This window comes from Priestia iocasae, assembly GCF_016909075.1.
GTDB lineage: Bacteria > Bacillota > Bacilli > Bacillales > Bacillaceae_H > Priestia > Priestia iocasae.
This window is the reverse complement of the sequence record NZ_JAFBFC010000004.1, coordinates 196,681-208,981: the sequence shown is the minus strand read 5'-3', so window position 1 is coordinate 208,981 and position 12,301 is coordinate 196,681. Positions and strand designations below refer to the sequence as shown.

The 12,301-nt window shown below is 36.8% G+C and carries 10 protein-coding genes; 1 reads left to right on the top strand and 9 read right to left on the bottom strand.

What is annotated here, in order from left to right:
* Positions 1–55: 55 nt before the first annotated feature.
* From odhB to JOC83_RS12190, 4 genes are all read right to left on the bottom strand, one after another.
* Positions 56–1,342, bottom strand: coding sequence for a 2-oxoglutarate dehydrogenase complex dihydrolipoyllysine-residue succinyltransferase (gene odhB, locus JOC83_RS12205; protein ID WP_205187585.1), 1,287 nt, complete (start codon positions 1,340–1,342; stop codon positions 56–58).
* Positions 1,343–1,357: 15 nt separating this feature from the next.
* On the bottom strand, positions 1,358–4,231 hold the full coding sequence (gene sucA, locus JOC83_RS12200; RefSeq protein ID WP_205187584.1) for a 2-oxoglutarate dehydrogenase E1 component: 2,874 nt from the start codon (positions 4,229–4,231) through the stop codon (positions 1,358–1,360).
* A gap of 425 nt (positions 4,232–4,656) precedes the next feature.
* Positions 4,657–5,100: an OsmC family protein gene (locus JOC83_RS12195; RefSeq protein WP_205187583.1), complete on the bottom strand. Its 444-nt coding sequence runs from the start codon at positions 5,098–5,100 to the stop codon at positions 4,657–4,659.
* Positions 5,101–5,247: 147 nt separating this feature from the next.
* The gene (locus tag JOC83_RS12190; RefSeq protein ID WP_205187582.1) at positions 5,248–6,144 is read right to left on the bottom strand and encodes an NAD-dependent epimerase/dehydratase family protein; all 897 of its coding nucleotides are present in this window, start codon (positions 6,142–6,144) and stop codon (positions 5,248–5,250) included.
* A 262-nt stretch (positions 6,145–6,406) separates the two neighbouring features.
* On the opposite strand from JOC83_RS12190, the gene JOC83_RS12185 reads away from it, so the two are divergent.
* Entirely contained in the window at positions 6,407–7,630 is a 1,224-nt protein-coding gene (locus tag JOC83_RS12185; RefSeq protein WP_205187581.1) for a DUF418 domain-containing protein, read from the top strand.
* Between the two features lie 74 nt (positions 7,631–7,704).
* Here the strand turns inward: JOC83_RS12185 and JOC83_RS12180 are convergent, their stop codons facing one another.
* The 5 genes from JOC83_RS12180 to JOC83_RS12160 all read right to left on the bottom strand — a co-directional run bounded on the left by JOC83_RS12180 (position 7,705) and on the right by JOC83_RS12160 (position 12,236).
* On the bottom strand, positions 7,705–8,166 hold the full coding sequence (locus JOC83_RS12180) for a hypothetical protein (RefSeq protein ID WP_205187580.1): 462 nt from the start codon (positions 8,164–8,166) through the stop codon (positions 7,705–7,707).
* Between the two features lie 186 nt (positions 8,167–8,352).
* Positions 8,353–9,519, bottom strand: a complete 1,167-nt coding sequence (locus JOC83_RS12175) for an endonuclease (RefSeq protein ID WP_205187579.1) — start codon at positions 9,517–9,519, stop codon at positions 8,353–8,355.
* 276 nt (positions 9,520–9,795) lie between these two features.
* The gene (locus JOC83_RS12170; protein ID WP_205187578.1) at positions 9,796–10,515 is read right to left on the bottom strand and encodes a DsbA family oxidoreductase; all 720 of its coding nucleotides are present in this window, start codon (positions 10,513–10,515) and stop codon (positions 9,796–9,798) included.
* 97 nt (positions 10,516–10,612) lie between these two features.
* On the bottom strand, positions 10,613–11,320 hold the full coding sequence (locus JOC83_RS12165; protein ID WP_205187577.1) for a DNA alkylation repair protein: 708 nt from the start codon (positions 11,318–11,320) through the stop codon (positions 10,613–10,615).
* Positions 11,321–11,432: 112 nt separating this feature from the next.
* Complete coding sequence (locus JOC83_RS12160) at positions 11,433–12,236, bottom strand: YihY/virulence factor BrkB family protein (RefSeq protein WP_338038909.1); 804 nt, start codon at positions 12,234–12,236, stop codon at positions 11,433–11,435.
* Between the last annotated feature and the right edge of the window lie 65 nt (positions 12,237–12,301).

Sequence of the window (12,301 nt, the reverse complement as noted above, 5' to 3'; positions counted from 1 at the left end):
AAAAGCCAAACAAGAAGTCATATGACCACTTGTTTGGCTTTTAAATGTTAAATAGTTATCCTTCTAGTAATAACGTTTCAGGATCTTCTAATAGTTCTTTTACTGTTGCAAGGAAGCTTACTGCTTCTTTACCGTCAATAATACGGTGATCATAAGAAAGGGCAATATACATCATTGGACGGTTTTCTGAACGTTCCTCGTCGATTGCAACTGGACGAAGTTGTACTTTATGCATCCCTAAAATCCCAACTTGTGGTCCGTTTAGAATTGGTGTAGACATTAATGAACCGAACACACCGCCGTTTGTAATGGTAAATGTACCACCTTGTAAATCTCTTAACGCTAATTTATTATCTCGTGCTTTTTTCGCTAAATCACTAATATTTCCTTCAATCTCAGCAAATGTTTTACGATCTGCGTCCCGAACCACTGGAACAACAAGTCCATCTGGAGCCGATACAGCAATCCCGATATCATAGAATTTCTTTAAGACAATTTCATCGCCTTGAATTTCAGCATTTAATAATGGGTACTTACGAAGGGCCGCTACAACCGCTTTTGTAAAGAATGACATAAAGCCAAGTCGAACATCGTGCTGTTCAAAGAATTTATCTTTACGGCGTTTACGTAATGCCATAACGGCAGTCATGTCAACTTCATTAAATGTTGTTAGCATCGCCGCTGTTTGTTGTACTTGAACAAGACGATTTGCAATCGTTTGGCGGCGGCGTGACATACGAATGCGTTGTACTGGCTTTTCGCCACCTTCGTTTGTTACTTCAGGTTGTACCGGTTTAGATGCACGCGGTGCTGGTGCTGGCTTTGCTTCTTCTTTTTGAACAGTTGCTTTGTTTTCAGCATACACTTCAATATCTTGCTTGCGTACACGACCTAGTGGATCAGCTGTTGGCACTTCGTCTAATTTGATGCCGCGCTCTCTCGCTGCTTTACGTGCAGATGGCGAAGCAATAATCCATTGCTTTTGTTGATTTTCTGTCGTTTTTTGTTCTAATGCCGGTGCAGCTTCTTGTTCAGCTTTTGCAGGTTCTTCTTTCTTAACAGATTCTGACGCTTTTGGTTGTTCTGTAGGAGTATTAACCGTTGCACCTTGCTCATTTAAACGAGCAATGATTTCTCCTACTTGAACCGTGTCACCTTCTCCTACAAGCATTTCTGCTAATACACCAGACTCTTCTGCAGTAATTTCAACGTTTACTTTATCTGTTTCAAGTTCAACAACGTAGTCACCTTTTTCTACGTAGTCTCCAACTTGCTTCAGCCACTGAGCAACCGTTCCTTCTGTAATTGATTCTGCTAATTCCGGTACTTTGATTTCTCCCATTGTTAAATCCCCTTCCTATCGTGTTACTGCATCGTTTGCAATATGTTCATTTGTAATGGCGTCTAGTAAAATGCGTTCTTGTTCTTGCTTATGACTTGTTGGGTCCCCTTCAGCTGGACTTGAACGTCTTCTACGTCCTACATATTTCACAGCTACACCTTCTGGAGCAACTGAACGAAGTTTTGGATCAATGTAGCTCCAAGCTCCCATGTTTTCAGGCTCTTCTTGCATCCACACAATTTCTTTTAAATTTTTATATCGTGCAAAGATTTCAGCAATGATACGTCGTGGGAATGGATAGATTTCTTCCACACGTAGTACATGTAACCAATCCATATTGCTCTCTTGCTTTTGAAGTTTTTCAGTTAACTCACTCGACACTTTACCCGTGCATAACACAATGCGTTCAACCGAATCTGCGTTTTGACCAAGTTCAGGTTGTTCAATAACACGTTTAAAAGAGCCTTCTGTAAGCTCAGTGATATCTGATACGCTAAACGGATTACGCAACAAACTTTTTGGTGTCATCACAACAAGCGGACGTACTTCTTCTCGTTTTAAAATAGCCGCCTGCCTTCTTAATAAGTGGAAATATTGAGCTGCACTCGTTACGTTTGCAACAGTCCAGTTATTTTCAGCGCCTAATTGTAAGAAGCGTTCTAGTCTTGCACTTGAATGCTCTGGTCCTTGTCCTTCATGTCCATGTGGAAGTAAAAGCACCATGCCAGACTTTTGTCCCCACTTCGCACGACCTGCAGAAATAAATTGGTCAAAGATAACTTGCCCTGCATTTGCAAAGTCACCAAATTGTGCTTCCCAAATAACAAGCGTTTCAGGTGCAAATACGTTATAGCCATACTCAAACCCAATGACAGAACCTTCAGATAATGGACTGTTATGAATATCGAAGGAAGCGCTTACGTCTGATAATGTGTGTAAAGGTGAATACACATCCCCTGTTACATGATCATGTAACACAATATGACGATGCGCAAACGTTCCACGCTCAGAATCTTGTCCTGTAATACGAATTGGCGTACCATCTCGTAAAATCGTTGCAAATGCAAGTGCTTCACCTAATGACCAATCTACTTTTCCATTGTCTTCTAAAGCTTTTGCGCGACGCTCTAAAATTCGGGCAAGCTTAGGAAACACGTTGAAGTTTTCAGGCCATGTTACGATTTCACTATTTAGATCATATAAAACGTCTTCAGATACAGATGTATCTAAATTTGGTAATCCGTTAATAACAGCTTCCGGTAACTCCATTAAATGATGCTTTTTATCTGCTTTTGGTGGTACTTTGTCGTAAGCCGTTTTTAATTTTTGTTGAATTTGTTCTTGAATGCTATCAACTTCTTCATTTGATAACACTTGTTGTTCTTGCAATGTTTTTGCATACAATGCACGAACAGTTGGGCGCTTTGCAATGATTTCGTATGTTTTTGGTTGAGTGACCATTGGCTCATCCATTTCGTTATGACCGAATCGACGATAACCAATTAAGTCAATTAAGAAATCCTTATTGAAACGCTTGCGATATTCGTAAGCAAAATACGCGGCAGCCAAACATGCATCTGGATCATCGGCATTTACATGAACAATAGGAATTTCAAATCCTTTTGCTAAATCGCTTGCATATTTGGTCGATCGAGAGTCTACACTTTCCGTTGTAAAACCAATCATGTTGTTAGCGATAATATGAATGGTACCACCCGTCTGATAGCCTGTTAATTGATTTAAGTTTAATGTTTCTTGTACAATTCCTTCACCAGGGAAAGCTGCGTCACCGTGAATTAAAATCGCAAACGATTTTGTCACGTCTTGTGTCGGATAACCAATTGCTTCACGATCATCTTGCGCCGCTCTTGTAAACCCTTCCACAACTGGGTTCACAAACTCCAAATGGCTTGGATTATTTGCCAATGTTAAACGTGCACGAACTGTACTTTCATCTTTAATTTGTGTGTCCGCACCCAAGTGGTACTTTACATCCCCTGTCCAACCATAGTTAATCCCCGTTGAACCTTCTGATGGAACAAGGTCTTTATTTGGTGAGTGCTGAAACTCTGAAAAAATCATTTCATATGGCTTACCTAAAACATGCGCTAATACGTTTAAACGTCCACGATGTGCCATTCCAATATTAACTGTTTTCGGTCCGTCCTGAACAGAACAGCTAATAATTTCATCTAGCAGTGGAACAAGCATATCTACGCCTTCAATTGAGAATCGTTTTTGACCAACAAACGTACGATGTAAAAACTGCTCAAAATCTTCAACTTCTGTTAGACGTTTTAATACGTTTATACGCTTTTCACTCGATAGTGGATGAGAAATTTCGCCTTTTTCCACCATTTGTGTAAGCCACTTGTTTTCTTCTAAATTATGTACATGGTGAAACTCAAATGAAATCGTTTTTGTATAAAGCTCAGTTAAATAGTTAATTGCATCTAAACCATTTTTCACATGGCTCGGTGCATCTTCACATAAAATATTTACCGGAATTCCTTTTAAGTCTTCCTCAGTCAAATTGTAATCTTCTAGATGCAAAAGGACCATATCCTTTTTTTGCTCTTCTAGTGGATTAATAGATGCGTATAAATGACCATATGTGCGAATATTTTCTGCAAACTTTATCGCCGCTGCAATTTTAGCTGTGTTCATTGGAGCGACTGAACCACGGTTGTCATCTTTTAATAACACTCGATTATCTGACAACTCCTCCGTACTTGGTGGAGCACCCCATACATCAAATAATTCTTTTAATTCTGGATCAACTTCTTCTGGTTTTTGTTCATACAACTCATACTGTTCTAATACGTAGCCATAGTTAGGTCCTAAAAACCCTTGCCACGGTTCACCTTTGCTTGCCGCTTGATTACCCATTTAAAAACCCCCAACGATTCATAATACTTGAAATCATATGAGATTTCTAGAATTAAGAAGACTTGTTACAACCGAATGATCAGACATGCTTACAAGTTACTGATTTGCTTTACCTTGTAAAATTATCCTTGTTCTTATTTTACCACTCTTTTGCGTCTCATTCAAAATGAAATCGCTATATTTCTATAAATTTTTTTATTTTTTTAATAGTCAAACTACATTTTGGAAGCGCTTCATAAGAAAACTGAATCACTCTATTAAATTAGTGTTAAATTATTGTTATCAAGCTGTTTGTAAGCAGTTCTTACATTGTACATATCTCGAGCGAACTTCAATATTATTCCATTATTCCCAGTATAATAATTTGCCTTTGCAAATACTTTACACTAAACGTTTACCCTCTTTTCTTCTTATTAAATATGTTTTCATTTCATATCGATTACTGGTTCTAATTTAATGATCACATTTCCTTTAACAGCTTTTGAAATCATACATGTAGATTCTGCTTTCTCAGCAATTCTTGTTACTTTTTTATAAAGCTGCTCAGAGGTATCCTTTAAAACAATGTGAGGGCGATGAATGATTTGTTCATAAGTAAATACACCATTTTTAACATCAACAATTGCTTCTGAATTCATTGTTAACGAGCTTGTTTTCACATTACTTCTTTCTAACATTGCTGCTAGCGTGATAATATAACATGTCGCTGCTGCTCCTAGTAACATTTCATCGGGATTTGTTCCAATACCAGGACCATCCATTTCTTTAGGAATAGATATCGTGGTCCGAAGCTGACCAGACTCTATTGAACCAACGTCATTTCGTCCACCTGGCCAGTTTGCTTGTAAATGAAAATGATGTTTTGCCATGTTAATTCCTACTTTCATTAAATATTTTCTTACACTATTTTACCTTGAATATATCGTAGAACCTATTTATCTGTTTATAAGTTTACATAATAATATTATTGAATCTAAAAAAACACATGGGGATTAACTAATTCCCCGTGTGTTTCGTTACGTTAATTTAATATTTTCCTTTTCTTTCGCTAAATATTGAATTAATGAAGGAAGCCAACTTTGAAGGTTTGTAAACGTGTAACCCCAAGCTGTTGCTCGTTCATTGCTCATTGTCCATGATTGTTCGACTCCGTATGGAGAAGCATTTTCATCTGTAATGGTTGTCATTATTTTTGCTTTTTTATCGACAACGCCTTCAATTAAACGAATTAAATCTTGAAGTGATATAGAGTCGTTAGCGCACGCATTTACAGGACCATTTAATCGATTCTCACCACACCAAGCCAAAAATGCTCCTGCTTCTTGCTGAGAGATGAAGTTCATTTCCGCTTCTTGATTTGGTAGTCCAATCCCTTCTTCATGTAATACTTTATCAACATGAAACAAAAGCCTTTTTGTATAATCTTGCTCACCTAATACAATTGGAATACGTACAGCTGTTACCGAGAATGGTGCATGTTGAAAGAAAACGGCCTCTGCTTGTCGCTTTCCTTCTTGATACGATACGTTCTCACTTTTCACATATGAAATAGGATACGTATATGGATCGAAATCCTCTTCTTGGCAAGTATGATCAAGAAAGCCATAAACAGACAAAGTTGAAGTGAACACATAATGTTGGACTTTATCTTTAAAAGCGTCAATCGCGATAGATGCATCATGAGAAGCATAGCAAATTTGGTCAAAGACAACATCCCACGCTCTTCCGACAGTCTCTTCCATGAGTGAGGCCTTATCAAAGCGATCAAGCTTTATACGATCTACTCGATCACCAAAAGAATCTGTTGTCTCACCACGTGTTCCAATGGTTACCTTTACACCTTTTTGTAGCAATGATTCAACTAAATTCACACCAAAAAAACGAGTTCCTCCTAAAACTAAAGCCGTCTTCATGTTATCTTCCTCCTTTACCGTTATCTATACATTAATATAAATAATCAAAAAAATCTATATTTTATAAATACAGGAATTTTAAGGAAGAAATTATGATATTATCGTTATGTATGACATTTATTCATCTAAAAAATCTAGTTTTAACAAATGAAAAGTTATCTACATAACCATTTATGAAGCATTTTCTTTTTGAGAGCGCTATGGGATTATTATGTGGTTTATGGATAATGGTTGTACACTAGACTTAGAGAGGAGATTTTTTATGAAGTCATCACCCATTTCTATAAAAGAAAGGATTGTCACAATCGATGTGATTCGAGGATTTGCACTTTTTGGTATCTTTCTTGTGAATATGCCTGCATTTCACTCACCCGATTTTAAAGTACAGCTAAATGGTATGCATATGTCATATACAGGAATGGATTATTGGGTAGATATGTTTTTACAAATGTTTATTCAGATGAAGTTTTTTACCATTTTCTCTTTTTTGTTTGGTTTAGGTTTTTATCTGTTCATGAGTCGCGCTGAACAAAAAAAATTCAGGATGAATCGTTTGTTTAGTCGTCGATTGTTAGGGTTGCTTATCTTTGGATTGCTTCACCTTGTCTTTTTATGGTTGGGTGATATTTTACATCTTTATGCAATCGCTGGTTTTATTCTTTTATTCTTTTATAAACGAAAGCCAAAAACGATTTTAATTTGGGCTTTTAGCATTCTCTTTGTATTTCATGCATTAATCAGTTTATCTTTTTTAGTACCTCAAGAAATGCTTCAAGAAATGGAAGCAGGTATGCAAGAAAACTATGATGAAAAATTAGCTACATATGTGTCTATTTATGAACAGGCAAGCTACCAGGAATGGCTTTCGTATCGATTAGAAACGGAAATTCCATTTATTTTAATGAACCTTCCTTTCACTTTAATGCCTGTTTTAGCTTTATTTTTATTTGGATTATATGCTGGAAAAATAGGTATTTTCGAGCGAATAAACGAGCATCAAAATCTCTTAAAAAAGGTTCAACTCGTCTCGTTTTTAATCGGTATCTTATTTGCTCTTTTATTAGGATCTACAAAAGCAAATCTACTAACCTTTGGTGTTTACGAAGGATCTGCTATTCAATTGTTTACAAGTATTAGTGGGATTGGCTTATGCTTTTTTTATATTACGACGTTAACTTTATTACTGCGAAAAGAGGTCTGGATAAAGCGACTGCGTCCCCTTGGATATGTAGGACAAATGGCTTTAACAAACTACTTACTTCAAACGATTATATGTGTCATTTTATTCCTCGGTTTTAATTTGTACGGTCAAATGAGCCTTACTATGGGTACCTTGCTCTGTTTTGTTATTTATGGGTTGCAGCTTTTCATTAGCTATAAGTGGCTTCAAGTGTATCAATTTGGCCCCTTTGAATGGTTATGGAGAATGATGACATATGGGTCCATTCAGCCAATTAAAAGAAGTGTACAGTATATAGATAAATAAAATAAAGGGGATTCACGAGAGCAAACACCTTCTCTAAGTGAATCACCCTTTTTTATTACTTTTCCCCTCTTTATTTAGGCCTTATGATGAATAACTAAACGACTCACACCATGCTTTTCAAATTCATCTAGATAGACAGATTCTTTTTTTAAGATACTTGCAACGTGATCATCATTCATTCTTACCACTGGCCCAACACTATTCATCACATCTCGCTTGGCTAAGCTAAGCGCAAGACTTTCCCAAAAAACTTCATTATCATATTCCATAATCATTTCTTGAAGGACTTTTTCGCACTTGGCACTAAAAACAATAAAGGGATTCATAGAGAAGAAACGAGAATCTTGGAGGAAAGGACGAGCATATGAAAACAGCATTTGTTCTAATGCTTCGTATTTTGCAATTTGCTCTTCATCAATCGTATCGGACAATGCATTCACCATCCAATTTCCTAAATGAATTAAATTAAGAAGGTTGTAATATTGTTCTTTTGTTACTTGAATGTGGACATCTGTTTTTGTGGAGGTATTGGTCATTCAATTTACTCCTTTGTAGGTTTATAGTGAGGATGAAGTGAGACGAGAAAAAAAATGAGGGGAAAAGTCTATTATTATAGTAACGGATGATAAAAGAGGAAACAAGTTTTATTTGGATATTTTTTCTATTTATCTAACTATCTTAAAGAGAGGCATATCGCTCTCTTTAAGATAGCATTCTTATCTTTAATTCCAAATTGCTTCGACCCACTCTGGATGATCAATGAATGGATTGCGATTATATTGATAGTTACTATAGATAATATCGTTACGACGTCGTTCAAAGTTATCAACTGGATCTTGACGATGCCATTCTAGTAAAACGGATAATTTCCCATGATATGGAGCAGTTCCGTTATTTACATAGTTGTTTAATTCCAGATTTAATTCACCATTATCTCCCTCATATCGAACAGCCATATAAAATAACATACGCGCCACATCACCTTTTACTTCATCGCGAGGCTCCCATGAATCTCCATCGTAATAGTTCCCTAACGCTTCAGAGTGCTGTGTACCTCCATTGTCAAAATCTAAATTACTGCGTGAACTGTTCACTGATACATCTGTTGGGCGAAGATGATGAAGGTCCGTTCCAGCTCCACGCGTTGTACCGAAATCTCCGTGTGATTTTGCCCATACATGTTCACGATTCCAATCGTTTACATTTCCACCGTTCGTGAATTTACTTTGTGAACGACCTGTATATAGCAATACAACATTACTTTTATTGTTTGGGTCTTCGTCTGTGTTTCTAAGTGCTTCCCATACTTGGTCATAAGATAAAGTTGTATGGTCATCAATAATATTGTGTAGAGCAGACTTTAACGCTGTTCCTGTCTTTCCTGCTGCGCTACTATAATAAGTCTCATCATATGAAGTTGGCGGTGGTGTTGGTTCAGTTGGATTCGTTGTTCCTGACACTTTTTCAAAATATGTACCATTTTTTATTCCGCTATGCGAAAAATAAGCTGTTAACTGGCCCGTTACTTTAATTTGAGTCCCTTTCAATGAAGGGTTGGTTTGCAAACCATATTGACTACGATAAGACGACGGAATTTGTACGTAAATCATGTTTGCTACATTTGTTTCTGTTGGGCTGTCTGCTAAGGCAAGTGCATAATCATTTGGATAATTACTCGTTACAACGGTTGAAGTATCCGTAGGTTGTCCAACAATGTACCCTTGAACTGTTTTGGTTGAGCCATTTTGGTTGGCATTGGCTTGAGATACGGTGTATGGCGAAGAAACAGTGCCACTTCCCGTTACCGCTTGCACAAATGAACTTGGCAATAACGGTAAAAGTAAACTTAACGCAAGTAAAACTGATAAAAACTTTTTACTTCTTAGCATTTTTTATTCCTCCTTTTTAAAGAAACCTGTCTTTATGACTTCTTTCGACTTCATCATAACGTAAATTTATGTATGAAATTTTAATTTTTTGTAAATAAAGAAAATTTTATCAAAAACAGGAAATTTTTCATGGTTTTTTCCCATAAAAAGGGTATCTATTCTAATGAATTAGTCATAAAGAATAGTTGAGATAAATGGTTTCTTCAGAAAAAAAAGCATAAAAAAACCATGAATGACATCTTCCTTTAAAGAAAGATGTCATTCATGGCTACATTTTTATTTAGAATCTGGCATATCACAAGAGCTGTCCGTACATGCAGCTCCTTGTTCTGTGCCTAACGGCTGTAATACAGAACGACCATGCTCTTCTTCCCAAACCTTTTGAAGCGCACCTGCAAACACATTTGTTGGCTGTGCACCTGAGATTGCATATTTCTGATTTACTACAAAGAATGGAACACCTTGAACCCCAATGGACTGTGCTTCACCTTCATCAATTCGCACCTCTTCTGTAAACGTATCACTATTTAGAAATGCTCTTACTTCTGTTTCATCAAGCCCTACTTCCACTGCTAATTGAGTCAATGTTTCATGATCACCAAGATGCTTAGACTCAACGAAATAAGCACTTAACAAACGCTCTGTCATCTCTTTTTCTTTTCCTTTTGCTGCAGAGAACTTTGCAAGACGATGTGCATCTAAGGTATTTGTTGGAATCATTGTATCAAATTTAAAATCTAGTCCAACGGTTGCAGCTTGAGCTCCAACACCTTCACTCATGCTCTTCGCTTGCTCAACAGATGTACCATATTTTTTTGCTAAAAGCTCATGAATTGTAAATTCTGTATCGCGTGCTGCATAAGGATCTAATTCAAACGCTTTAAACTCTACTTCTACCTTTTCTTTATGCGGAAACTGAGCCAGCGCTTCTTCTAATCGACGTTTTCCAATGTAGCAAAACGGACACGCATAGTCAGACCATACTTCAATTTTCATTGTTACACCTCATTCATTTTCCAAATATGTCTTAGTTTAGCATAGTCTTTCTCGTGGTGAACACTATATTGCTCACCCAAAAGGAATGAAACGAGCGTTAACAACGAGTTGTTTTCTTTTTAACACCCACTTTGCTTCGTTCTTCTACTTTTTGAATATACGATGTAGCCAAAGGTACTTTACAAGCTGTATCGCCCATGTTCACACTTACTTTTCCAATTCTTTTTGCGGTGTCTTTCGCTTCCTCGACTAACGGCTTAACATACGTCCCCACACAGATGACAAATTGATTCATTGTATAACGAACGCGATTAGGTGCATGGTGAATGGTCTCTCCTATTTCACGGAGTAACAAGCCAACTTCATCAAGATTGAGCTCTTCATCATCTGCAATCGATAGATAATTTGAATATGTACTCCATCCAGCAGTCGCAATTGTTTCCACATCCGATTGCATCCATTCTCTTGCCAATTCTAATGCATACGGACTCTCAGCAGCAACAGAGGCAACCGTATATTCAGACAACATGTACCAATACGCTTTTTCCACCCATTCTTGCAATTGCTCTTTAGACATATTTTTAGGATTAATTGAAAGCCCTGCTAAATACATGGCATCATGATTATCGGTGTTATACAAAGCCATCCCTAAATCTTGATCTTTTTTCACAACTTTTACAAACTTTTTCAAATCCCCGATTCTTATCCCAAAAAGTGGATCTCGTGCTCCATGGCGGTAATACGTTTTACGTGTCTGTTCTGATCCTAACGCCTCTAATTCTTTCATCAATTGTTCAAGATTCATATGAACTCCCCCTAAAAAGTGGTTATGCCTTCTATTATAACAAAAAAAGAACAAATGTTCCTCCTACTATCTCTAAATAATCGATCTACTTTTTAGTGAATTCATACCCATTTCAACGACTGTTGCGGTGCCGTTCAACATATACGCTTGCATTTAGCAAACCACCAATTAATAGAACAGAAGCTGTTAAATAAAACCAAATCATTAAAATAATAATGCTCCCAAGCTGACCATAGATTTGAGAGTAACTTCCAAATTGAACATAATAAGCAAAGCCTGTTGAAATGGCTTGCCATCCTAATGTTGCAAATAATGCACCTGGAATGACTTCTCTCCACTTTAAAATAGCACTTGGTACAAGCATGTATAACAGCATAAAAAATAGTAATAAAAACAACGTTCCAATTCCCCACTTTACAATAAACCATGTTTTGTACCATGATGAAGAAAGATCAATTTCATTCATCACAAAGTGGCGAACGATCTCCTCTCCAATTGGTACAAATAATGAGAGAGCAACAATAACCATTAAACCAAATGTTAAAATCAGATCATTTAGGAGAATATGGAAAAATGGTTTACTCCTTTTGATTTGATACGCATCGTTCATTGATCTAACTAATGACTGAATGGCCATTGAAGCTAACCAAAACGTTGCAAGTAAACTGAATGACAAGACCGTTTTTCCTTCTTGATTTAAAATAGAACCAATAGAGCTTTCGATAAGTCGATAAGCACTTTTTGGCGCAAATGGCTCAATAATGGTCAACACTTGTATTGAATCCACTGGCAAAAAGCTTAATAATGAAAATAGAAAAATTAAAAATGGCACAAAAGATAATAAAAAGTAGTAAGCCATTTGAGCAGCTTGATCAAAAAAGCGCTCTAAAAAAAAGCGGCGCCCAATCGTTTTCACAATTCGAATGATTCATCGTCTCCTTTTACAAACAACTCTAATTTGACCGTGTTATAATAACTATA

What these genes read in the sequence shown, in the direction of transcription:
- odhB (WP_205187585.1), bottom strand. Translation starts at nt 1,342, where the DNA reads ATGGGAGAAATCAAAGTACCGGAATTAGCAGAATCAATTACAGAAGGA.
- sucA (WP_205187584.1), bottom strand. Translation starts at nt 4,231, where the DNA reads ATGGGTAATCAAGCGGCAAGCAAAGGTGAACCGTGGCAAGGGTTTTTA.
- JOC83_RS12195 (WP_205187583.1), bottom strand. Translation starts at nt 5,100, where the DNA reads ATGGCAAAACATCATTTTCATTTACAAGCAAACTGGCCAGGTGGACGA.
- JOC83_RS12190 (WP_205187582.1), bottom strand. Translation starts at nt 6,144, where the DNA reads ATGAAGACGGCTTTAGTTTTAGGAGGAACTCGTTTTTTTGGTGTGAAT.
- JOC83_RS12185 (WP_205187581.1), top strand. Translation starts at nt 6,407, where the DNA reads ATGAAGTCATCACCCATTTCTATAAAAGAAAGGATTGTCACAATCGAT.
- JOC83_RS12180 (WP_205187580.1), bottom strand. Translation starts at nt 8,166, where the DNA reads ATGACCAATACCTCCACAAAAACAGATGTCCACATTCAAGTAACAAAA.
- JOC83_RS12175 (WP_205187579.1), bottom strand. Translation starts at nt 9,519, where the DNA reads ATGCTAAGAAGTAAAAAGTTTTTATCAGTTTTACTTGCGTTAAGTTTA.
- JOC83_RS12170 (WP_205187578.1), bottom strand. Translation starts at nt 10,515, where the DNA reads ATGAAAATTGAAGTATGGTCTGACTATGCGTGTCCGTTTTGCTACATT.
- JOC83_RS12165 (WP_205187577.1), bottom strand. Translation starts at nt 11,320, where the DNA reads ATGAATCTTGAACAATTGATGAAAGAATTAGAGGCGTTAGGATCAGAA.